Here is a 21,032-nt window from a genome sequence, read left to right on the forward strand (position 1 = left end):
TTTCGCCTATACTTTGCGCGCCTGCCGTTCGCCTGCCGCGAGCGGCTTTCGCTCGTTAGGGTCTGGTCGCAAATGAGAATGCACGACGCGGCCGCTATTCTGGCCAAGGCAGACTTCTTCGAGATGTGTGGGGACACGCAGCGCGAGTTGCTTGGCTTCGCAAGCGATCGGCGCCACTTTTCTGCTGGCGCCACGATTTACAAGGCGGGCGAGGATCCACAAGGCGCACACGTCCTCGTCGAGGGAAGCCTGCGCGCGACACATGAGGGAGTGGACGCTGTCGAGCCCTACACGGTCAGCGCGCCGGGCAGCGTGATCGGCCTCATGGCTCTGATCCTCTCCAAGCCGCGGCCAGTGACGTTTACGGCGATCAGTGACTGCGACACGCTGTTCGTGCCCCGAGCTGCCTTCCTCAAGCTTTTGCGGCAGGATGACGACCTGGCGCAGCAGGCTATTGACCGTATCGAGAGCGACCTCCGGGAGTATTTGGGCGCGCTTCAGCCGCTCCGCCGAAAGATGTAATCCTAAACTCCGGCAAACCGTGCGATCACCGGAACGTGGTCCGAGGGTTTGTCTGACCATCCGCGCGCCGGCTTGATGATCTCGGCGCCAATGCAACGTTCAGCGACGTCGCGCGTCGACCAGATGTGGTCAAGGCGCCGCCCTCGGTCGGATTTTTCCCAGTCGATACCCCGGTAGCTCCACCAGCTGTAAAGCTTCTGGTCGTAGGGCACGTGCCTCCGCACCAGGTCGACCCAGCCATGCCCGCCGGTCAGAAGAGCATCCAGAGCCTCTGTTTCCACCGGCGTATGACTAACCACTTTGAGCAGCTGCTTGTGGCTCCAGACGTCGTTTTCATGGGGCGCGACGTTGAAGTCGCCGGCGATCAGTTGCCCGCGTTCGAAAAGCGGCTCTCCAAACCATGCTTTGAGTTCGTTCAGAAATCCCAGCTTGTGCTTAAACTTCGGGTTGACCTCCGGGTCCGGCTCATCCCCGCCGGCCGGGATGTAGAAGTTGTGCAGAGTAAATGGACCGTGGCCCAAATCCACGAGCGCCGAAACATGCCGCGACTCCGGAATTTCGCAGAACACCCGGCTCGAGATATCGGTCAACGGGTACTTCGAAACGATGGCGACGCCGTGATACCCCTTTTGGCCATGCACAGCCAGATGCGGATACCCGGCCTCAACGAAGGCATTGCGCGGAAACTGGTCGTTGGTGCACTTGATCTCCTGCAGCATCAGCACGTCGGGCCGGTACTGCGCGATAAAATCGAGCACCAGACCGATACGCAGGCGCACAGAGTTGATGTTCCAGGTGACAACGGAAAGGGTCATGGGTTCTTCAGCTTGGTGGATCGAGGCGGCGGAACGCCGCGGCCTTTATCGCCAAGCTAACCGCAAGGGTAAAGCCGGAAAGTCTGGAGGACTGTCAGCGGATGTCAGGAGACTGCTGCAGGTGCAGGGCAGACGTTTCACGTGAATCGCATATGGCGGGCAACCGCGCATAAAAAAAGCCCGGCGCAAGCCGGGCTTGTCTGGTTTGCTGCACTGGCGAGATTATTCGCTCTTGGCTTCGCCTTCAGAAGCAGCGGTCTCCTCGGCCGCCTTGGCGGCAGCCGCCGCCTCAGCGTCCTTTGCAGCCTGTTCGGCGGCGAAGGCCTCGGCGGCAGCGATTTTCTCAGCTTCACGGGCATCGCGGGCTGCCTGGGCGGCCTCGCGCTCGCCGGCTTCGATCTTGCGGGTGCGAGCGTTGGTCGATTCGAAAATGCGGGCCGACTTACCGCGACGATCGCGCAGATAGTACAGCTTGGCGCGACGCACCTTGCCGCGCTTGATCACCTCGACCGAGGCAATGTTGGGCGAGTAGATGGGGAACACGCGTTCCACGCCTTCACCATACGAAATCTTGCGAACGGTGAAGCTTTCCATGATACCGCCGCCGGAGCGGGCGATCACGACGCCTTCATAGGCCTGGAGACGTTCCTTGTCGCCTTCGCGGATCTTGACCCACACCTTGACGGTGTCGCCGTGGGTGAAATCGGGAAGTTCGCGCTTGGCGGAGAGTTCAGCAACCTGCTCGGCTTCGAGCTGCTGGATGATGTTGGTCATGGTCGATCCGTTCTGATCTTTTCGCAGGAGCGATTTTTGCGGCCAGTGGCCCATCGCCCGGTCTTGGTTGGTAACGGAAGGCAGTCTTCTTGGTCTTCTTGTACGACGGTCCGAAACGCCTGTCGCACGAATGGGCGGCTCTTAAGGGAATTTCGTCCTGGAGTCCAGTGGTCTGGCCTCGTTCAGCAAATCCGGCCGCCGCTGCTGCGTCAGCTGCAGCGATTGATCATGCCGCCACCGGGCGATCTTGCCATGATCCCCCGACACCAGAACCGGCGGAATCTCGCGACCTTCGAAGACCTGCGGCCGCGTGTATTGCGGGTATTCGAGCAGCCCGTTCTCGAAGCTTTCCTCGTCGCTGCTGTCGAGGGCGCCCAAGACGCCGGGTAAGAGGCGGACGACGGCTTCCAAGAGGACCATTGCCGCCACTTCGCCGCCCGCCAAAACATAGTCTCCGATCGAGATTTCCTCGAGTTGCCGCGCCTCTATCACCCGTTGGTCCACGCCTTCGAAGCGTCCGCAGACGATCACTGCCCCCGGGCCCTGAGCAAGCTCGCGGGCCCGGGCCTGGGTCAGGGGACGTCCTCGAGGTGACATGAGGATGCGTGGTCGCGTGTCGCCCTCAGGGGAGACTTTATCGATGGCACGCGCCAGTATATCCGGCTTGAGCACCATGCCCGCACCGCCCCCGGACGGTGTGTCATCGACCGTTCGATGCCGGTCGGTAGCGAATTCCCGCAGTTGCGTCGCCTGAAGGCGCCACAGCCCGTCTGCCATGCCCCGCCCGAGCACCGAGGCGCCCAAGGGGCCTGGAAACAACTCGGGAAAGAGCGTGATGATGTCTGCCGAAAAGATCAATCCGGCTCTTCCTCTCCCGGCTCGGCGTCGAGCGGTGGTGCGATGGTAAGGTAGCCGTCACTGACCCGAACCTCAGGTACCACCGCCTTGGTGAAGGGGTAAAGAAACGTGTCGCCTGAACGCGGGTCCCGGATTTCCAGCAGATCACCGGCCCCGTAGTTGGGAAGCGCAACCACTTCGCCGATACTGACGCCCGTCTCGAGCCGGGCATCGAGGCCGATGAGATCGGCGTGGTAGAAGTCGTCCTCATCGTCGTGGGCCGGCAGGCGGTTCCTGTCAATGAACAGGGACACTCCGTTGAGTTTTTCGGCTGCAGTGCGATCCGCGACACCCTTGAGGCGGGCGACTAACACCGTCTTGTTGAGGCGGGCAGACTCGATGACGATGCTCAAGCCCGGCCGGTCCGTCTCGAGAGGGCCATAACTGGCGATCGCTTCAGGATCGGCGGTGTGCGACGTGATCCGCACTTCGCCCTTGATCCCGTGTGCGGCTCCGATAATACCCAAGAGAATACGGGTGTTTGGCGTTGTCATCTGTTCGGTCTCCTGCGCATCCCTTAGCAGTCTCGCTGGAAGAGGGAAATGGCCTAGAGATCAATGGTTTGCCTCGATCTCGATGACGTCCATGGTAGATTCGAAGCGGGGCTGTGGCAGGTCAAGACGATATCGCGGCACGTCGCCAGATATCCTGTGCAGGCACCCCACCTGATTTCGCTCTTCATCGGCGCCGTACCGTCCGGGTTGTTCATCGCCATAGTGCAAAGAGCCAACATAGGTCAGTCCGTCTCCGCCGGGGGTGAGGGCCCCGCTGAAGCGCTGTGAGCCGGTAAGCTTTTCGATTGTTCTGCCACCGTCCGAGATACGGCACTGGAAAAAGCCATACACTGTCAGTGGCAGGAGCCCGCCCAGCTTCAGAGTGCGGCAACGATAGGTACCTTCGGAAATAGCGTCGGTGGTCTCCACCCCGGAAGCAAAGAGACGGGCTAGGATTGCCCTGTCGTCGGGACTGGTGGAGAGGAGCGCTTCGCCCAAGGCACGAGCCGTTGTGCTCGCTGACTGCTCAAGCCTATCCCGGTCGCTATCGCTGATGGAGACGCTTTTCGGCACGAAACATCCAGCGGCCAAGGCCTGAAGAGGCATGGCCATCATGCCCGCCAGAGCCAGGGTGCAGATACGCAGGGTAGGCGGCATGGGACGTCCTTTCGTTTGTCCTAGGTCAAGGAACCAGGAGGGCAATGGGTGCTTTCCTGTCGATAGCCAACAATGGAGGCGTTTGGATGTCGCAGATTCTTACCGACCATCAAGCCATACGGGAATGGGCGACCGCGCGTGCCGGCAACCCCATGCTGATGGAAGTACCCGATGGGACGCACGAGCGCACATTGCTTCAACTGACCTTCGGCCAGCATGCCATCAATGCTGAGGGGAATGAAGGTCCGGACCGGATCGGTGGCTTTCGCCTGGTGAGTTGGGATGAGTGGTTCGCCGCACTGGAACAAAACAATCTGGCTCTGCGTGTCTCCGATGACCCTTCCGGCGGCAATGAAGCAGAATTCGAGTTCGTCGCGCGCGATGGCGAGGGTGAGACCACGGATGCAGCGAAAAAACCCGCCAGCATCGTAACCGAAGGTCCGAAGGCGGAGAACAGGGGCGGCTAGGAAGGCCCGGCGTCGGCAGCCGCCTCTATGGCTTCCATGTCTTCGTCGGAAAAGCCGAAGTGGTGGCCGAGTTCATGCACCAGCACATGGGTGACAATCTCGCCCAGCGTGTTGTCGTCGTGCTCGGCCCAATAGTCGAGGATGGCACGGCGATAGAGAAATACCGTGTTGGGTAATTGACCGGTCTGTGCCACCGCTCCGTCTTCCGTCAGGCCAATGCCGGTAAAGAGCCCCATCAGCTCGAAGGGGCTTTCCATACCGAAATGGTCGAGGATGTCATCGTCGGCGAACTCCGCGATAGAGCACGTGACGTCTCCCGCGAGCGACTTGAATGGCTCGGGCAGATCGGCCAGCGCGCGGCTGGCCAAAGCCTCTATGTCATCCAGGGTCGGCGCGTAGGCGCCGGCCCAGTCTTCCCCGCTCAGTGCCACTCTCGAATGTCGACGAAGTGGCCGGCGATCGCCGCGGCCGCCGCCATGGTGGGCGACACCAGATGGGTACGACCCTTGAAGCCTTGGCGGCCCTCGAAGTTGCGGTTCGAGGTAGACGCACACCGCTCTCCGGGCGCGAGCTTGTCGGGGTTCATGGCCAGGCACATGGAGCAACCCGGCTCCCGCCATTCAAAGCCCGCATTGGTGAAGATGACATCGAGACCCTCGGCCTCCGCTTGAGCTTTCACGAGTCCCGAGCCGGGCACCACCATGGCGCTGACATGGTCGGCAACCTTGCGGCCGCCGATGACGGACGCAGCGGCACGCAGATCCTCGATCCGGCCATTGGTGCACGAGCCGATAAACACCCGATCCAGCTTGATGTCGGTGATCGGCGTCCCTGGCTTGAGCCCCATGTAGTCAAGGGCCCGCCACTTCGAAGCGCGCTTGGTTTCATCGGCGATTTCATCCGGGTTCGGCACTGTTCCGGTAACCGAAATCACGTCCTCGGGCGACGAGCCCCAGGAGACGATAGGCGGCAGATTGGCCGCATCAAGCACCACAACCTTATCGAAGTGGGCGCCGTCATCCGAGTAGAGCGCCTTCCAGTAGTCAAGCGCCATGTCCCAAGCAGCCCCGGTGGGCGCGCGGGGGCGGTCCTTGACATAGGCGAAAGTTTTTTCGTCAGGCGCGATCAAGCCGGCGCGGGCGCCACCCTCGATTGTCATGTTGCAGACCGTCATGCGGCCTTCCATGGACAGCGAGCGGATAGCTTCACCGGCAAATTCGACGACGTGGCCGGTGCCGCCCGCGGTGCCGATTTCTCCGATGATGGCAAGAATGATGTCCTTGGCCGTAACGCCCGCCGGCAGTTGGCCGTCGACACGCACCAGCATGTTCTTGGCCTTCTGCTGGATCAGCGTCTGAGTAGCCAGCACATGCTCCACCTCGGAGGTCCCGATGCCATGAGCAAGAGCACCGAATGCGCCGTGGGTGGAAGTATGGCTATCGCCGCACACAATGGTCATGCCCGGCAAGGTAAATCCCTGCTCGGGCCCTACGATGTGCACAATCCCCTGCCGCTGGTCGAACGGGTCATAGTACTCGATGCCGAAATCCCGCGTGTTCTCGGCCAGGGCGGCGATCTGCACAGCGCTTTCCGGGTCGGGATTAGGCAGTGAGCGGTCGGTCGTTGGAACGTTGTGATCGACCACGGCCAGCGTACGCTCCGGGTGGCGGACCTTGCGACCGCTCAGGCGGAGACCTTCGAACGCCTGCGGGCTTGTCACCTCATGCACGAGATGCCGATCGATATACAGCAAGCTCGTACCGTCATCGTTGTTCTGGACCAGATGGTCGTCCCAGATCTTGTCGTAGAGCGTGCGCGCGGCCATGGCGGTTCCCCGGGCAGGAATGAAGAGTGGAGTGGTTCTAAGCCCAAGGCAGGGTAAGGGTCAAGCACAACCGTACTCACTGGTACGGCTAGAACGTGCGGGTGAAGATTAAGCGAAATCTAAGGGCTGTCGACGTATGAGGGGGTACCGCTCTACGCGGTTCATCTTCGTCCCGGAGCATCGCTTGGACTTGTTCTTGCGGCTTGTTATGCCCGTTTTCGGCCTCATGGGCGCGCGCCTCGCGGGTGCCGGTTTTGGCTTTCTCAGCCAATTGCTGATCGCGCGTGCCTTCGCACCGGAACAAGCGGGTATCGCCTTTCTGGCGCTGAGCGTCACCACGTTTCTCAGCCTGGTTCTCACCGGGGGTTACCACGCCATCGGCCTTACCTATCTGGCGCGTTACCAAGCCTTTGGCCGACAACGGCTCGTCCGGTCTTTTCTGGAGGCAGCGCGCCGCGACATGCTGCTGCTGGCGCTGATGGCACTCGGGCTTGCCGGGCTGTTGTGGCTTTTGCCGGCGGACCGAAGTGTGGTGGCGGCGGCGTTCTGGGGCACGCTTGCGGCGATACCGCTTGCCGCAATCCGCCTCAACAACAGCGCGGCCAATGCACAGAAGCGGTTCGCGCTGTCCTACGCACCCGATTTCGTCTTCCGACCGGTACTGCTTCTGCTTGTCGTTCTGTCGCTCGTGGGCCTTGGCGCCACCCAAAGCGTACTGTCGCTGCTCGTCTCTCTTCCCCTGATTGCGCTCGCCGTCGCGGCGGGACAGTCCTTGCTGCTCGGGCCCGACGACGCGCTCCGGATGGGGGATGGCGGAAACGGCAAGGCTCTTGCACCATTCTTTCGCGGACGTGCCGCCGCCATGCTCGCCGTTACCCTGGCCGGCGGCGCCACGGCGGATCTTGTGGTCATGATCGGGGGCCTCTTTCTGCCGGTAGAGGAGGTGGCGGTACTGGGCGTCGCTATCCGCGTCGCTACCTTGGCCGGCTTCTTCGCCATGGCCTCGCAGCAATTCGTCTTGCGTGACCTCGTCAGTGCGCGGGCCAGCGGCAGCCCGGCCGCACTCGAAACCGTCCTGCATCGCACCAATGTCACAAGCCTTCTCACGATTGGCGCCGTCTTGCTGGGTCTTGCCGTACTCGGCCCCACGATATTGGCTGTCTTCGGCCCACACTACGCTGCCGCGTATTGGCCGCTCCTCGTCTTTCTTCTGGGCCAGGCAGTGCGGGTGATGGGGGGGATGAACGCGCAAATCCTTGCCCTTGGCGGGCACCAGACGCGCAGCGCTGCGCTTTGCCTGGCAGTTGTCGCCAGCCTGGTCGTGCTGGCAGCGTTGCTGGCGCCGATCTGGGGTGTCATGGGCTTGGCCGTGGCGACATTGCTGGCGGAGAGTGTCTGGGCGGTGGGCCTTGCCCTGATGACGCAGGCGCTCGAAGGGCGGCGCGCTGACCTTTTCGCGCCACGGACCCAGCTCCCAGCGACGACCGGCGGAGGTCCGGCATGACAGCACATTCCGGCCGGGTTGGCGTTGTTCTCCTCGGAGGGGCTCACGGAAGCCTTGCTGTCGCGCGCAGCCTCGGACGCCGCGGCGTGCCAGTGACCCTTTTTGCCTCGTCCCACTCGGTGGCAGGGTTCTCGCGCTACGTCGGGACGGTGGTGGAGTGGGTTGGCGCGGCTGAGCCGGCGCCGGTGGAGCGGCTGGTGGAGGAGAGCCGCCATCGGGATTACCACGGATGGCTGCTCCTGCCCGGGGACGATTTCGGCGTGCAATTGATTGCCGAGAACCACGAGCGGTTGGCGAGCCAATTCGCTCTTCCCGTGCTCGACTGGACAAGTCTTGCGCCTCTCAACGACAAGAGCCGGCTTTCAAACCTTGCCGCAAGGGCCGGTCTCGACACGCCTCGGGTCTATCAACCCATGAGCAACCCAGCGGACCTTGATTACCCAGTGGTCATCAAGCCCAGTTTCACCAAGGGAACCAATGCACTGACTCGGGCGAAAGCCTGGCGATGCGACAACGCCAGCCTATTCAAGATCAAACAGGCAGAAGCGGCACGGCTGGTTGGTGCCAACGGGTTCGTGGTTCAGCAGCTCATCCCTGGCGATGGCGACGTGCAATATTCCTATGCCGCATACTGGCGCAATGGCCAGGAACAGGGGCACATGACGGCGCTGCGCCTGCGACAGTACCCGCTCGAATTCGGGGTCAGCCCGTTTGTCGTCCAGCGCGACCTGCCGCGCGCCGCCGACGAGGCCCGCAAGCTTTTGGCGGCTGTCGGATATGATGGCCTTGTCGAAGTTGAGTTCAAGCTGGACCGGAGGGACGATCGGCTCAAGCTGATCGACGTCAACACGCGTGTCTGGGCCTGGATCGGGCTGGCTGACAGCTGCGGCCTCGACTTCATCGGGCAGTCCTATGCTGCGGCTACTGGCGAGCCGCTCGGGCCACCGCGCGTGGGGCGGAAGAACAGGGTAGCGTGGCGCCGCCATGTTCCCGCGCTCCTGTCATTGGCGCAGAATGTGGGCCGGCACCAGAGACCTGGTCTGGCAGGCTGGCAGTCCGTATTGGCACCGGCTCTTGGAGGCGTTTTCGCGGCCGACGATCCCCTTCCGGGGCTCTGCGAACTGCCGCTCAAGATATGGGAGAGGCTACGCCCCTCCCGCTGATCAGTGGCGGAAGTGGCGCATGCCGGTCATAACCATGGCAATACCGGCGGCGTCCGCAGCGGCGATCACTTCGTCGTCGCGAACCGAACCGCCCGGTTGTATGACTGCAGTGGCACCGGCCGCCACCAGAGCCTCGAGGCCATCGGCAAAGGGGAAGAAGGCGTCCGAGGCGGCCACCGAGCCTTGCGTCAACGCTCCCTCCACCCCCGAGGCGCGCGCCGCATCGATGGACTTGCGATGGCCGGTCAGAGCAGAATCCACCCGGCTCATCTGTCCTGCACCGATCCCGACGGTCGCTCCGTCCTTGACGTAGACGATGGCGTTCGACTTGACGTGCTTGGCCACCTTGGCAGCCAGCCGCATATCCGCCATCTCCTGCTCCGTTGGCTGCTTCTGCGTGACAACCCGGATGTCGCAATCGTCCACGTTGCGGTTGTCGCGCCCCTGCACCAGCAATCCGCCGGCGACTGACTTGACCGTGAGGCCCTCGGCCTTGGGATCGGCGACGCCGCCGGTCAGAAGCAGGCGCAGGTTCTTCTTGGCCGCGATGATGTCCTGGGCCGTCTTCGTTGCCGATGGGGCGACGATCACCTCGGTGAAGACCTTGACGATCTCGGTGGCGGTTTCCGCATCAATTTCCCGGTTGAGCGCAACAATGCCGCCGAAGGCGGAAACAGGATCGGTGCGCAGGGCATTGCGGTAGGCGTTGACCAGATCACGGGCGATGGCCACACCACAGGGATTGGCATGCTTGATGATGGCAACGGCTGCCGTCACATGAGGATCGAACTCGGAGACCAGCTCGAAGGCCGCGTCGGTGTCGTTGATGTTGTTGTAGGACAGCGTCTTGCCCTGCACCTGCTGTGTAGTGGCGATGCCGGGACGATCCTCGCCCGTCGTGTAGAAGGCCGCCCACTGGTGCGGGTTTTCGCCGTAGCGCATGACCTCCCGAAGGGTTCCTGCAAAGCTGCGATACCCGATCTCGTCGAACTGCAACTCGCGAGCGAACCAAGCCGAAATGGCGCTGTCATACGCCGCGGTCCGGGCATAAGCCTTGGCTGCCAAACGCTGACGCAATGCATAGGGGACGCCGCCTTGGCGGATCGCATCGAGGACCGCCGGATAGTCTGCCGGGTCCACGACCACCGTGACAAAAGCGTGGTTCTTGGCTGCGGAGCGCACCATGGCGGGGCCACCGATATCGATGTTCTCGATGATCTCATCGTAGCTCGCACCCGACGCCACGGTTTTCTCGAACGGGTAGAGGTTCACCGCCACAAGATCGATGGGACCGATGTCGTACGCGTCCATGGCGGCCTGATGGGCGGGATTGTCACGCACGGACAGGAGGCCTCCGTGCACCTTGGGGTGCAGGGTCTTGACGCGCCCGTCCATCATCTCGGGAAAGCCGGTGAGGTCCGAGATTTCCCGCACCGGCAGTCCCGCGTTCGCTATCAGGCGCTGTGTGCCCCCGGTGGACACAAGCTCGACGCCCCTCTCGGAGAGCCCACGGGCAAAGTCTTCCATGCCCGTCTTGTCAAAAACAGAAAGCAGCGCCCGCCGGACCTGTACCGTCTTGCCCATCAATTGCATCTCGTGATTGACGTTGGAGGAATTGGCGCTCGCTAGCACGATGCGGCGCAAAGGCCAATCCCGACGGACTCAGTTCTGGTCGCGCGTGAAGATCCAGGCCACTTCGCACCCGGAGGTCACGGCAGTTTCCAGCACGATCTGGCGGGTCCGATGAAATCCCATCGAAGCCGATTGACGCACGCTTTCCTCCTCCCGGAAGGTTGCGCCTTCCCAGAGGAAACTCCACGCCTGCCCATTGCCCAACACAAGCCGGACCATGCCGTCCCCGGTGCCGCTGCGTACCGCAATGCCGGGAGCCAGGTGGAAACGGATCGATAGGCGCCCCCTCGGCTCACCCTGAGAGACGATGCGGTCCTGCCCGACCAAGGTCGTTCCCTCCGAAAGCAGGGTCAGTCTGCGCTCGATCTCGGCACCGAAGCGGCCGACGTAGCCGCTGCTGACCATCGTCAGAGCGTGCTCGACGCTGTCGAGCTCCATCTGGGGGCTCGGACGCTTCGAAAGGCCGCGTCCGCCGACGAACATGTCCTCTCCGTCGATTGTGGGTGCGGAATGCGCCACCCCCTGCCGAAAGACGTCGCGGCTTTCCGGCAGATCAGCTGGGGCTGGGCCGCAATTGCCGACGATCAGGTCGCTTCCGATGGCAAACTCAAAGGCAAGGGCTCCGGCATGGGCATCGCCGTCGAAACCCTGCGGCGGCCGTATTCCGCTATCCCCGATAAGGACTGCATCGCCCGAGCGGACGATGCCGTATCCCCCCAACAGTCTTGAACGGCGGGAGGCCAACAGCGCTTGAGCCTGCACCGCGACGAGCACATCGTGCGCCACCTGGCCGCAGCCGTTCGCGTAGGTCGGTTCTCCCGTCGTAAGCGTCAGGGCGTCCAGTGCCTCGTGCATTCGGTCGACCCGATTGGCCAGGTCGGCCATGGCGGGACTCGTCTGACGGCCCGCGGCGCGGCGCAAGCTCGTCAGCTCCGTCAGGAGGTTGAGCTGGAGGCGCGGGTTACGCGAAAGATGCAACCCATCGTTGTCCATCTGAGACGACAATATACCGTCCAGCCGCGCCACAGCCCGGTCGACCGTGTCTGTCTGATCCCTCTGCGCCAACACGACGCCGAGGGACCCAATGGCTGCGAATAGTCGCTCCACCGGGTCTGCCGCCAGGCCGCCACGCACCGCAAGACTTCGAGCCTGCGTCGCAAGGCTGGCGCGTATTGTCCGACTTTGCTCTGGCGTTGCGCCCTCGAGCAGCAAGGGCAGGTGCCTTAGCCAGTTGAGAATGCGCTGTGCCGTGAGGGTCAGGGTCCACGTTTCCCGCGCAAAGCGTCCTTCCCTGCCGATCCAGTCGAGCACCAGGGTGCGAGCAAACTGGCGCTCGCCAGAGTCCCTTGTTTCGCGAAAATGTCTCAGCCATGCGAAGCTTTGGAGACTTTGCCACCAATCAGGGTGGTCCACATCGAGCCCAAAGGGCGAAAGTCCGCCGGTGTCGACGAGTTTGGACGCAAGCAGGTAGCGGCCAGCCATCATCTCGCGCACGGCCTGCGGGTCGGCAGGTCTGAATTCTGGGAGAGCGTTGGGATAGCTGCTTTCAGCCTGGCCCTGCCAAGTCCAGCGCAGGACCCACGAGGTCACGAGACGGTCGGCTAGTGACCGCGCCACTCTGCCGGCTCCGAGGGTTCGTAGTCTCATTCCCGCCACCCTGAGCGCGAAGTCCAAACGCTGGGCCTTTTGCCGATGCAAAGATACGCCACTCGACCCTCGCTGATGCTGCCGCTCCGGCCGCATCGCCCTCTTCGTCACCCCCTCCCGGAGGTATTGCAAAAACTGCTTAGCGCGTTCGCCGGAAGCGCGCCACGAAGAAGCCGTCCATGCCCCCAGTTTGTCCATTGGGCGCCATGCCGGGATGTGTTCGGACAAGGCCGCGCGGTGTAATGGCTTCTTTGAGACCCGGCAGCTCCCCGGGCGTCACGGGATAGAGCGCAAGCCCAGGCAGGGCCTGCTTGACCCAGTCGGCTTGGTCCTCCCCTTCGACTGCTTCAAGGGAGCACACGCAGTAGATTAGTGTGCCGCCGACAGCGAGACAGCGATAGGCATTGGCCAGGAGCGATCGCTGTAGCTGCACGCGCCCCGCGATATCGGCTTCTGCCCTATGCCAGAGCACCTCAGGGTGGCGGCGGAAAGTGCCGGTGGCCGAGCACGGCGCATCAAGAAGGACGCCGTCAAACACCGTTGCAGGTGCGAAGCTGGCCGCGTCACCGACTACGATGTCAGGGGTATAGCCAAGCCGATCCATGTTGGCTCGCAGCCGTTCGAGCCGCGCCGCATCGCTGTCCAGCGCGGTGACAGCATAGCCGCTTTTCGAGAGTTGAGCGGTCTTGCCGCCCGGGGCGGCGCAAAGGTCAAGAACGGCGCTGCCTGGAGCTAGGTGAAGTAACCGTGCGGGTATGGCGGCGGCGACATCCTGAACCCACCATCGACCTTGCTGGTAGCCGAGCAGGTCTTCAACGGACCGATCGCGGTTTTTGAGGCGGACCGTGTCCATGAGAGCCGGCTCAGCATCTAGGGCGGCAACAAGTTCTGGATCGTCATCGCGCAAGGTGAGATCGAGCGGCGCGCCTGCAACCAGAGCCTCGGCGCACTGTCGAACAACATCGCTGCCATAGCTTGCCGACCAGGCGACACGCGCCCGCTCGGGCAGCAGCAGCATCTCGTCCATGAGACCGTACCGGGCCGAATTCCCCTGAGCCTTGCGCAGCACAGCGTTCATCAGCCCCGTCAGGTGCCGCGCCTTGGCATCACGCTTGAGGGCTTCCACGGCCAGGAACAGCGCGCTGTGGGCACCGAGCTCCGGCAGGAAGACCAGCTGCGCCAAGGACAGGCGCACGATGGCCTCGAACGTTCCCGAGCGCGGTGGCAGGCCCTTGGCCAGCGTTTCCTCGAGGATGGCGTTGATCTGGCCGTGCCGCCGGAGCGCCGTGGTGATGAGCCGGTTGGCGAGGGCGCGGTCGCGGCCATCGGGCAGCTCTGTGGCGGTAAGCGGCAAAAAATGCTCGCCGCGCAGCACATCGCGCAGCCGCTGGGCAGCGATGAGGCGGAGCTTGAGCCCCGCCGGATCGGGTTTTCTGGTCACGTCATTCGCCTTGCCAATGGTCGCAGGGCCGGAGCCGCACAACCGGTCCTGGCCCGAACGCCTTACCCCCAGGGACCGCGAGCGCGTCCGCTATCGCTCGGACGGTCCACGGTCGGCACGCGCCAGCCGCTGGTGGACGCGCCCATGGTGCTTGGGCGTCCGCGCGGTGACTCGGGCCAGGCGCCCTTATCGTTCACCTGCATGGTTGCGGCAAGCTCCTGCAACGCCGCGATGCGGTTTCCGGTATCGGGGTGGGTCGAAAACAGGTTGTCCATCCGCACCCCCGAAAGCGGGTTGACGATGTACATGTGCGCCATCGCCGGGTTGCGTTCGGCCGCGACATTGACCTGGCGGCCCGCGAGGGTGGCGATCTTGTTGAGCGCGGAGGCCAGCGCCAGCGGGTCGCCCGCGATCTCGGCACCATGGCGATCCGCCTCGTATTCGCGCGTGCGGCTGACGGCCATCTGCACCATCATGGCGGCGACCGGCGCGAGGAACACCATCAGGAGGGCGCCGACACCGCCAAGCGGGTTATCGCGGTTGTTGCCGCCGCCGAAGAACAGGCCGAACTGCGCCAGCGCCGAAACGGCACCGGCAAGTGTCGCGGTGATGGTCATGGTGAGGGTGTCGCGGTTCTTGATATGCGCCAGCTCGTGCGCCACGACCCCCGCCACTTCCCGTGTTTCGAGATTGCGCAACAGGCCCGACGAGACCGCGACGGCCGCATTTTGCGGGTCGCGCCCGGTGGCGAAGGCGTTGGGCTGGTCGGTTTCGATCACATAGACCCGCGGCGTCGGGATACCGGCGCGCTGGGCGAGAACGTCAACCATCTGATAGAGTTCGGGCGCGCGCGAGCGCTCCACCGGCACCGCATTCTGCATGCGCAGCACCAGCTTGTCCGAGTTCCAGTAGGCGAAGATGTTGGTCACGGCCGCGAAGGCCAGGGCGATGAACATGCCGCTGGTCCCGCCGATGAAATACCCAACGACCATGAACAGGGCCGTCATGGCCGCCAACAGGGCGAAGGTGCGCAGCGTATTAAACATGGCAAACCCTTGGGTTGTCGATTTCAGCTAACTATGTTGGGTGTGCACCAGTTCCGCGCAAGCGGCAGCACCGAAAGTCGCGGCACGAAGGAGAGCGCGATGAGCAATGAGACCGAGCACCCGACCCCGCCACCGCGCGCGATAAACCCGGCGGCGCAGCGCGCGCTGGCGGAAGCGCAGGCACGGCGAGACGAAATCGACGCGGCCACGGCCATGGCCCCCAGGGAAAGAGGCGGCCGCGGCGGGCTGGAGCCCGTGCGCTATGGCGATTGGGAAATCAAGGGATTGACCAGCGACTTCTGAGACCTGGTCAGCCCAGGATGTCGGCGATGCTGAAGCCGGCCGCCGAGACGGCGATGGTGGTGGCGACCGTGATGATGGCGGCGATGAGGGCGTATTCGACAGCCGAAATTCCGGCGTTGTCGCGCATCAGTCGTTTGAGGAGCCGGAGGAGCATCACTGGTTACCTTGCCGCATGGCGGTCATCTGCCCCAGCGAGGCTGAACGCAATCTGAACGAACACCCAGTCCGTCAGCTTCCGGCCTTTTTGAGGGCAGGGATCACCTCCTGCTCGAGCGATTGCGGCGTCAGCGGCCCGACGTGCTTGTAGGTGATGACGCCGTCCGCATCCACGATGAAGGTTTCGGGAACGCCATAGACCCCCCAGTCGATCGAGGCGCGACGGTCGCGGTCGGCGCCCACGGCATCGTAAGGGTTGCCGAGTTCTTCCAGAAACGCCCGGGCGTTTTCCGGGGCATCGGCCTGGTTGATGCCGAAGAGGCGAACGCCCGTCTCGGCCTTGAGCGCTTCGAGCAGGGGGTGCTCGTCGCGGCAGGGGATGCACCAGCTGGCAAAGACGTTGACGATGGTGGTCTGGCCGGTGAGGTCAGCGGTGGAAAAGCCGGGGACGGCGAGGCCTTCCACGGCCGCGAGCTCGATCGGCGGGGCCGGCTTGTCGATCAGCACGGAGCGAACCAGCCCCGGGTCCCGGTCGATGGTCGAGGCAAAGACAGCAACCAGGGCGATCAGCGCAATGAGGGGCAGGGCAAAGAGGACGTAGCGCATTAGGCTCGGTCGCTCCGGTCCCTGGTGTCCAGCTCCGCGAGCCGGCGCCGGGTACTGCGGGCAGCGGCGAGTGTCCACCCGATGACCAGCGCCAGCCCCATGGCGATGCCGGCATAGGCCGCGATGATGAATTCGGCGTGCTCTCCAAGGCCGATCATGCCGCGCTTCCTCGCGCCATACGCCGTTCCAGTGTTGCGATGCGGCGGCGGCGCACTTCGGTGTGCATGGCCACCAGCTGCAGGACGAGGAACAGGAAAGTAAAGGCAAAGAACATGATGAAGAGCGGCGTCAGGATGGAACCCGGCATCTTGGGTCCCTCGGGGGTGAAGACGCTGGCCGGCTGGTGCAGCGTCGACCACCAGTCGACGGAGAACTTGATGATGGGAATGTTGACCGCGCCGACCAGCGTGAAGATGGCCACCACGCGCGCGGCCCGCAGTTGATCATCGAAGGCCCGCCAGAGGGCCACGATGCCAAGGTAGATGAAGAGCAGGACGAGGGTGGAGGTCATGCGCCCATCCCACTCCCAGAACGTGCCCCAGGTGGGCCGCCCCCACATCGAGCCGGTGAACAGCGCCATCGCGGTGAAGGCAGCGCCGAGCGGCGCGGCGGACTTCATCGAGACGTCGGCCATGGGATGGCGCCAGATCAGCGTGCCGAGAGCCGAAACCGCCATCGTGGCGTAGACGAACTGGCTGAGCCAGGCGGTGGGGACGTGCACGTACATGATGCGCACCGTGTCGCCCATCTGGTAGTCGGCCGGCGAGTTGAAGAAGGCGAACCACAGCCCCGCAGCAAAGAGCACGGCCGTCAGCGCCGCCAGCGGCCAGACCAGCGGACGCGTCAGCGCCACGAACTGGCCGGGGTGGGCCAGCCGATTCCACCAGCTTATCTTGGGTGCGGTCTCGATGCTCATGCGCGGGCTCTACTCTTCCCCCCAGTCTATCGCAAGGGCCGCAGCAAAGGGAGAGAGCGCCAGCGCGGTGAGACTGAGTGCCGCAAGGAACAACAGGGCGGCGCCGGCCTGGTCGGGTCCACCCCCCATGGCGATGGCGCCGACGCCGAAGATCAGCACCGGCACGCAGAGCGGGGCAATCAGGATCGGCGCCAGCAGCCCGCCCCGCCGTGTGGTGACCGTCACGGCCGCGCCGATGGCGCCGAAGGCAGCGAGGGCCGGGGTGCCGAGCAACAGCGACACCACGGTGCGGGCGAAGGTGGGAAAATCCATGGCGAGGAGGACGGCAAGGAGGGGCGAGGCGACAATCAACGGCAGCGCCGCCGTCAGCCAATGCACGATCACCTTGGCGGCGACCACGGCGGCAAGCGGGACGTCGGCCAGCCGGTAGAGAGCCAGTGTGCCATCCTCCTGGTCAGGCCGGAACAGGCGGTCGAGACCGAGCAGCATGGCGAGGAATGCGGCGATCCAGACGATGCCCGGCGCGATGCGGGACAACAGGGCCTGGTCCGGGCCCACTGCAAAGGGCGTTATGGCGCCGGTGATGACGAAGAACAGCACGATCGTCAGGACGTCGCCGCTGCCGCCTAATGCGAGGCGCAGATCGCGCCACAGAACGGCCAGGAACCCCCTCATGCCCGCGCCGCCAGGGCCAGAGTTCGCAGCGCGGGAAGCTCGATCTCGTCGTGCGTCGCGATCACTGCCAGCCCCCCTTGTTCGAGATGCTGCGCCAGGAGGCTCGCGACCAGGCGGTGGCCGTCGGTATCGAGCGCAGCGGTGGGTTCATCGAGCAGCCAGAGCGGCCGGCGGGACACAAGGAGCCGTGCCAGCGCCAGGCGCCGCTGCTGCCCGGCCGACAGGTAGCCTGCGTCGAGCCCGGCGATGGGCAGCAGGCCCACCCGCTCCAGAGCCGCATCGACGGAAAGACCCGTCGGGCCATTGATGTCGCGCCAGAACGCCAGCGTCTGGCGGACGCCGAGCCGCGGCCGGACGGCATTGCGGTGGCCGCAATAGTGCAGGGCAGGTCCGTCCTCCGGATCATGGCCGAAAAGGGAAACCTCGCCGCCCAGCGGTGGCAGGAGCCCGGCCAGCGACAGCAGCAGGGTGGACTTGCCTGCCCCGTTGGGGCCGCGCAGCAGCAGGCCGGCGCCGGGCTCCACGTCGAGGTCGAGACCTTCGATGAGCAGGGTGTCGCCCCGCCCGCAGGCCAGGGCCCGGGCGCGCAGGCTGATCGGTGAATGCACTTGCCGTGGCGTCATGGCCCCATCTCGTATTGAACCCAAGGTCTTGCTGGCAAGGGCAATCCCGATTGACTATAAGCCCACCTGAATTGGAGTCATTCCAGAAAACGCGGCATTTCGCTTCGCCCCACCGGAGCGCAATGGGCGCAAAGGCAGCAAGAAGAAGGGCGGAGCAGATGACGCAGATAGACAGCTTCAAATCCAAGTCGACGCTGACGGTCGGCGGCAAGACCTACACCTACTATTCCATCCTCGAGGCGGAAAAGAACGGTCTTGCCGGCGTTTCGCAGCTTCCCGGCTCGATGAAGGTGGTGCTGGAAAACCTCCTGCGCTTCGAGGACAACCGCACGGTCAAGAAGGACGACATCCTCGCCATCGCCGAGTGGCTCAAGACCCGCACCTCCGAATACGAAATCCAGTATCGCCCGGCCCGTGTGCTGATGCAGGACTTTACCGGCGTGCCGGCCGTGGTGGATCTGGCCGCCATGCGCGACGCCACCGCCAAGCTCGGCGCCAACCCGCAGAAGATCAATCCGCTGGTGCCGGTCGATCTCGTCATCGACCACTCGGTCATGGTGGACAATTTCGGTACGCCGCTGGCCTTCAACCAGAACGTCGAGCTCGAATACGAGCGCAATGGCGAGCGCTACGAGTTCCTGCGCTGGGGCCAGTCGGCCTTCGACAATTTCCGCGTCGTGCCCCCCGGCACCGGCATCTGCCACCAGGTCAACCTCGAATACCTGGCCCAGACCGTCTGGACCAAGGACGAGAACGGGGAAACCGTCGCCTATCCCGATACGCTGGTGGGCACCGACTCGCACACCACCATGGTCAACGGCCTCGCCGTGCTCGGCTGGGGCGTCGGTGGCATCGAGGCCGAGGCCGCCATGCTCGGCCAGCCGATCACCATGCTGATCCCCGAGGTCGTGGGCTTCAAGCTCACGGGCAAGATCAACGAAGGCATCACCGCCACCGATCTCGTGCTGACCGTCACCGAAATGCTGCGCAAGAAGGGCGTGGTCGGCAAGTTCGTCGAATTCTATGGCCCGGGCCTCGATTACCTCAGCCTCGAGGACCAGGCGACGATCGCCAACATGGCGCCCGAATATGGCGCCACCTGCGGCTACTTCCCGGTCGACGCCGATACGCTCAAATACCTCACCACGACCGGGCGCGACCCGGATCGCGTGGCGCTGGTAAAAGCCTATTCCAAGGCGCAGGGCATGTTCCGCACCGCGGAGACACCCGATCCGGTGTTCACCTCAACCCTAGAACTCGACCTTTCGACCGTGGTCCCGTCGCTCTCCGGTCCCAAGCGTCCGCAGGACCGCGTGGCGCTCCGGGATGCAGCCTCGGCCTTCGCCGCGTCCATGGCCGACCTCAGTGCCGGCCGCGGCGACCAGGCCACCGGCATCGATTTTCCGGTCAAGGGTGAGGATTTCACGCTGCGCGATGGCCATGTGGTGATCGCCGCCATCACCTCGTGCACCAATACCTCCAACCCCTCGGTTCTCGTGGCCGCGGGCCTTGTTGCCCGCAAGGCGCGGGCCCTCGGGCTCGATGCCAAGCCGTGGGTCAAGACGTCGCTGGCGCCAGGGTCGCAGGTCGTCACCGACTACCTGACGGCCGCGGGGCTGCAGGAAGACCTCGATGCCATCGGCTTCAACCTCGTGGGCTATGGCTGCACCACCTGTATCGGCAATTCCGGCCCGCTGCCGCAGGCCATTTCCGACAGCATCAACGAGAACAAGCTCGTCGCCTGCTCGGTGCTGTCGGGCAACCGCAACTTCGAGGGCCGCGTAAACCCCGACGTGCGCGCCAACTACCTGGCCTCCCCGCCGCTGGTGGTCGCCTATGCGCTGGCCGGCTCGCTCAACGTGGACATCACCACCGAGCCGCTCGGCACAGACAAGAATGGTCAGCCTGTCTATCTCAAGGACATCTGGCCTTCCAACCACGAGGTCGCCGAGATTGTGCGCAAGCATGTGACGGCGGAAATGTTCAGGTCGCGCTATTCCGACGTCTTCAAGGGCGACGCGCACTGGCAGTCGATCGCGGTTGAAGGCGGCGAGACCTATGGCTGGAACGGTTCGTCCACCTATGTGCAGAACCCGCCCTATTTCGAAGACCTGACCATGGAACCCCAGCCGGTGACCGACGTCGTGTCGGCCCGCGTGCTGGCGCTCTTCCTCGATTCGATCACCACCGACCACATCTCGCCGGCGGGCTCCTTCAAGCCGAATACCCCGGCCGGCAAATACCTCATCGAACGCCAGGTGGCGCCCCGGGATTTCAACTCCTATGGCGCGCGTCGCGGCAATCATGAGGTGATGATGCGCGGCACCTTCGCCAATATCCGCATCAAGAACCAGATGCTGGATGGGGTCGAAGGCGGCTTCACCAAGGGCCCGGATGGGTCGCAGATGCCGATCTACGACGCGGCCATGGCCTACCAGCAAAAGGGTACGCCGCTCGTCATCTTCGCCGGCAAGGAATACGGCACCGGCTCCTCGCGTGACTGGGCGGCCAAGGGCACCAACCTGCTCGGCGTCAAGGCCGTCATCGCGCAGAGCTTCGAGCGCATCCACCGCTCGAACCTCGTCGGCATGGGCGTCATTCCGCTGCAGTTCAAGGATGGCGAAAGCTGGCAGACCCTCGGGCTCGACGGCAGCGAGACGGTCGATATCTCCGGCGTCGAAACCATCGAGCCGCGCGCCATGGTCACCGTCAAGATCACCCGCGCCAATGGTGACGTGCTCAACGTTGAAACCCGCTGCCGCATCGATACGGCCAACGAGCTCGACTACTTCCGCAATGGCGGCATCCTGCACTACGTGCTGCGCAGCCTCGTCGCCGCCTAAGCAACGCTTGCCTCGTGCCTTCAATG

General features: G+C 64.0%; 23 protein-coding genes. 6 read left to right on the forward strand and 17 right to left on the reverse strand.

Annotated features, from left to right (window positions below; all coding sequences use genetic code 11):
• The first annotated feature begins 78 nt into the window (after window positions 1-78).
• Window positions 79-522, forward strand: a complete 444-nt coding sequence (locus tag IC608_RS13555; protein ID WP_191776514.1) for a cyclic nucleotide-binding domain-containing protein — start codon at window positions 79-81, stop codon at window positions 520-522.
• 2 nt (window positions 523-524) lie between these two features.
• On the opposite strand, the gene IC608_RS13560 is transcribed toward IC608_RS13555, so the two are convergent.
• The 5 genes from IC608_RS13560 to IC608_RS13580 all read right to left on the reverse strand — a co-directional run bounded on the left by IC608_RS13560 (window position 525) and on the right by IC608_RS13580 (window position 4,159).
• Window positions 525-1,337: an exodeoxyribonuclease III gene (locus IC608_RS13560; protein ID WP_191776516.1), complete on the reverse strand. Its 813-nt coding sequence runs from the start codon at window positions 1,335-1,337 to the stop codon at window positions 525-527.
• A gap of 222 nt (window positions 1,338-1,559) precedes the next feature.
• Window positions 1,560-2,111: a 50S ribosomal protein L19 gene (gene rplS, locus IC608_RS13565; RefSeq protein ID WP_191776518.1), complete on the reverse strand. Its 552-nt coding sequence runs from the start codon at window positions 2,109-2,111 to the stop codon at window positions 1,560-1,562.
• 141 nt (window positions 2,112-2,252) lie between these two features.
• Entirely contained in the window at window positions 2,253-2,969 is a 717-nt protein-coding gene (trmD, locus tag IC608_RS13570) for a tRNA (guanosine(37)-N1)-methyltransferase TrmD (RefSeq protein WP_191776520.1), read from the reverse strand.
• A complete protein-coding gene (gene rimM / locus IC608_RS13575; RefSeq protein WP_191776523.1) occupies window positions 2,966-3,502 on the reverse strand; it encodes a ribosome maturation factor RimM in 537 nt (178 codons plus the stop codon). Before rimM ends, trmD begins: the two co-directional genes overlap by 4 nt.
• Window positions 3,503-3,562: 60 nt before the next feature.
• Window positions 3,563-4,159 carry a DUF4893 domain-containing protein gene (locus IC608_RS13580; protein ID WP_191776525.1) on the reverse strand — a complete coding sequence of 199 codons (597 nt, stop codon included), beginning with the start codon at window positions 4,157-4,159 and terminating at the stop codon, window positions 3,563-3,565.
• Window positions 4,160-4,245: 86 nt separating this feature from the next.
• On the opposite strand from IC608_RS13580, the gene IC608_RS13585 reads away from it, so the two are divergent.
• Window positions 4,246-4,626: a hypothetical protein gene (locus tag IC608_RS13585; RefSeq protein WP_191776527.1), complete on the forward strand. Its 381-nt coding sequence runs from the start codon at window positions 4,246-4,248 to the stop codon at window positions 4,624-4,626.
• Here the strand turns inward: IC608_RS13585 and IC608_RS13590 are convergent.
• Together IC608_RS13590 and leuC are read right to left on the reverse strand one after the other, a co-directional pair.
• Entirely contained in the window at window positions 4,623-5,057 is a 435-nt protein-coding gene (locus IC608_RS13590; protein ID WP_191776529.1) for a metallopeptidase family protein, read from the reverse strand. The two genes, IC608_RS13585 and IC608_RS13590, sit on opposite strands and share 4 nt — an antisense overlap.
• A complete protein-coding gene (gene leuC / locus IC608_RS13595) occupies window positions 5,048-6,451 on the reverse strand; it encodes a 3-isopropylmalate dehydratase large subunit (protein ID WP_191776531.1) in 1,404 nt (467 codons plus the stop codon). Before leuC ends, IC608_RS13590 begins: the two co-directional genes overlap by 10 nt.
• 184 nt (window positions 6,452-6,635) lie before the next feature.
• Between leuC and IC608_RS13600 the strand changes: the two genes are divergently transcribed.
• Entirely contained in the window at window positions 6,636-7,955 is a 1,320-nt protein-coding gene (locus IC608_RS13600) for a lipopolysaccharide biosynthesis protein (RefSeq protein WP_191776534.1), read from the forward strand.
• Window positions 7,952-9,118, forward strand: coding sequence for a carboxylate--amine ligase (locus IC608_RS13605; RefSeq protein ID WP_191776536.1), 1,167 nt, complete (start codon window positions 7,952-7,954; stop codon window positions 9,116-9,118). Before IC608_RS13600 ends, IC608_RS13605 begins: the two co-directional genes overlap by 4 nt.
• Here IC608_RS13605 and purH read toward each other — a convergent pair whose 3' ends face one another.
• From purH to htpX, 4 genes are all read right to left on the reverse strand, one after another.
• Entirely contained in the window at window positions 9,119-10,711 is a 1,593-nt protein-coding gene (purH, locus tag IC608_RS13610) for a bifunctional phosphoribosylaminoimidazolecarboxamide formyltransferase/IMP cyclohydrolase (protein ID WP_191776941.1), read from the reverse strand.
• Between the two features lie 69 nt (window positions 10,712-10,780).
• A complete protein-coding gene (locus tag IC608_RS18495; RefSeq protein WP_191776538.1) occupies window positions 10,781-12,367 on the reverse strand; it encodes a heparinase II/III domain-containing protein in 1,587 nt (528 codons plus the stop codon).
• A 169-nt stretch (window positions 12,368-12,536) separates the two neighbouring features.
• Window positions 12,537-13,838: a transcription antitermination factor NusB gene (locus IC608_RS13620; RefSeq protein ID WP_191776540.1), complete on the reverse strand. Its 1,302-nt coding sequence runs from the start codon at window positions 13,836-13,838 to the stop codon at window positions 12,537-12,539.
• 62 nt (window positions 13,839-13,900) lie between these two features.
• On the reverse strand, window positions 13,901-14,884 hold the full coding sequence (gene htpX / locus IC608_RS13625; protein WP_191776542.1) for a zinc metalloprotease HtpX: 984 nt from the start codon (window positions 14,882-14,884) through the stop codon (window positions 13,901-13,903).
• A gap of 99 nt (window positions 14,885-14,983) precedes the next feature.
• Here htpX and IC608_RS13630 point away from each other — a divergent pair, with 99 nt between their 5' ends.
• Window positions 14,984-15,187 (forward strand): DUF1674 domain-containing protein, encoded by a 204-nt coding sequence (locus tag IC608_RS13630; RefSeq protein ID WP_191776544.1) that lies wholly within the window; start codon window positions 14,984-14,986, stop codon window positions 15,185-15,187.
• Window positions 15,188-15,194: 7 nt separating this feature from the next.
• On the opposite strand, the gene IC608_RS13635 is transcribed toward IC608_RS13630, so the two are convergent.
• The 6 genes from IC608_RS13635 to ccmA all read right to left on the reverse strand — a co-directional run bounded on the left by IC608_RS13635 (window position 15,195) and on the right by ccmA (window position 18,163).
• A complete protein-coding gene (locus IC608_RS13635; RefSeq protein WP_191776546.1) occupies window positions 15,195-15,341 on the reverse strand; it encodes a Flp family type IVb pilin in 147 nt (48 codons plus the stop codon).
• Window positions 15,342-15,415: 74 nt separating this feature from the next.
• Window positions 15,416-15,949: a DsbE family thiol:disulfide interchange protein gene (locus IC608_RS13640; RefSeq protein ID WP_191776548.1), complete on the reverse strand. Its 534-nt coding sequence runs from the start codon at window positions 15,947-15,949 to the stop codon at window positions 15,416-15,418.
• Window positions 15,949-16,107 carry a heme exporter protein CcmD gene (gene ccmD, locus IC608_RS13645; RefSeq protein ID WP_191776550.1) on the reverse strand — a complete coding sequence of 53 codons (159 nt, stop codon included), beginning with the start codon at window positions 16,105-16,107 and terminating at the stop codon, window positions 15,949-15,951. Before ccmD ends, IC608_RS13640 begins: the two co-directional genes overlap by 1 nt.
• Window positions 16,104-16,865 carry a heme ABC transporter permease gene (locus IC608_RS13650; protein WP_191776552.1) on the reverse strand — a complete coding sequence of 254 codons (762 nt, stop codon included), beginning with the start codon at window positions 16,863-16,865 and terminating at the stop codon, window positions 16,104-16,106. Before IC608_RS13650 ends, ccmD begins: the two co-directional genes overlap by 4 nt.
• Window positions 16,866-16,874: 9 nt before the next feature.
• Window positions 16,875-17,540, reverse strand: a complete 666-nt coding sequence (gene ccmB, locus IC608_RS13655) for a heme exporter protein CcmB (RefSeq protein ID WP_191776554.1) — start codon at window positions 17,538-17,540, stop codon at window positions 16,875-16,877.
• Entirely contained in the window at window positions 17,537-18,163 is a 627-nt protein-coding gene (gene ccmA / locus IC608_RS13660) for a heme ABC exporter ATP-binding protein CcmA (RefSeq protein WP_191776556.1), read from the reverse strand. The genes ccmB and ccmA overlap by 4 nt, the downstream gene beginning before the upstream one ends.
• 158 nt (window positions 18,164-18,321) lie before the next feature.
• On the opposite strand from ccmA, the gene acnA reads away from it, so the two are divergent.
• Window positions 18,322-21,006 (forward strand): aconitate hydratase AcnA, encoded by a 2,685-nt coding sequence (gene acnA, locus IC608_RS13665; protein WP_191776558.1) that lies wholly within the window; start codon window positions 18,322-18,324, stop codon window positions 21,004-21,006.
• Window positions 21,007-21,032: the final 26 nt, after the last annotated feature.

This window comes from Devosia oryzisoli (assembly GCF_014837245.1).
Classification (GTDB): domain Bacteria; phylum Pseudomonadota; class Alphaproteobacteria; order Rhizobiales; family Devosiaceae; genus Devosia; species Devosia oryzisoli.

Coding starts and splice junctions, on each gene's coding strand:
- IC608_RS13585 (WP_191776527.1), top strand. CDS start 4,246: ATGTCGCAGATTCTTACCGACCATCAAGCCATACGGGAATGGGCGACC.
- ccmB (WP_191776554.1), bottom strand. CDS start 17,540: ATGAGGGGGTTCCTGGCCGTTCTGTGGCGCGATCTGCGCCTCGCATTA.
- IC608_RS13630 (WP_191776544.1), top strand. CDS start 14,984: ATGAGCAATGAGACCGAGCACCCGACCCCGCCACCGCGCGCGATAAAC.
- htpX (WP_191776542.1), bottom strand. CDS start 14,884: ATGTTTAATACGCTGCGCACCTTCGCCCTGTTGGCGGCCATGACGGCC.
- IC608_RS13555 (WP_191776514.1), top strand. CDS start 79: ATGCACGACGCGGCCGCTATTCTGGCCAAGGCAGACTTCTTCGAGATG.
- ccmD (WP_191776550.1), bottom strand. CDS start 16,107: ATGATCGGCCTTGGAGAGCACGCCGAATTCATCATCGCGGCCTATGCC.
- leuC (WP_191776531.1), bottom strand. CDS start 6,451: ATGGCCGCGCGCACGCTCTACGACAAGATCTGGGACGACCATCTGGTC.
- IC608_RS13640 (WP_191776548.1), bottom strand. CDS start 15,949: ATGCGCTACGTCCTCTTTGCCCTGCCCCTCATTGCGCTGATCGCCCTG.
- IC608_RS13635 (WP_191776546.1), bottom strand. CDS start 15,341: ATGCTCCTCCGGCTCCTCAAACGACTGATGCGCGACAACGCCGGAATT.
- purH (WP_191776941.1), bottom strand. CDS start 10,711: ATGCAATTGATGGGCAAGACGGTACAGGTCCGGCGGGCGCTGCTTTCT.
- IC608_RS13580 (WP_191776525.1), bottom strand. CDS start 4,159: ATGCCGCCTACCCTGCGTATCTGCACCCTGGCTCTGGCGGGCATGATG.
- IC608_RS13650 (WP_191776552.1), bottom strand. CDS start 16,865: ATGAGCATCGAGACCGCACCCAAGATAAGCTGGTGGAATCGGCTGGCC.
- ccmA (WP_191776556.1), bottom strand. CDS start 18,163: ATGACGCCACGGCAAGTGCATTCACCGATCAGCCTGCGCGCCCGGGCC.
- IC608_RS13560 (WP_191776516.1), bottom strand. CDS start 1,337: ATGACCCTTTCCGTTGTCACCTGGAACATCAACTCTGTGCGCCTGCGT.
- rimM (WP_191776523.1), bottom strand. CDS start 3,502: ATGACAACGCCAAACACCCGTATTCTCTTGGGTATTATCGGAGCCGCA.
- rplS (WP_191776518.1), bottom strand. CDS start 2,111: ATGACCAACATCATCCAGCAGCTCGAAGCCGAGCAGGTTGCTGAACTC.
- acnA (WP_191776558.1), top strand. CDS start 18,322: ATGACGCAGATAGACAGCTTCAAATCCAAGTCGACGCTGACGGTCGGC.
- IC608_RS13605 (WP_191776536.1), top strand. CDS start 7,952: ATGACAGCACATTCCGGCCGGGTTGGCGTTGTTCTCCTCGGAGGGGCT.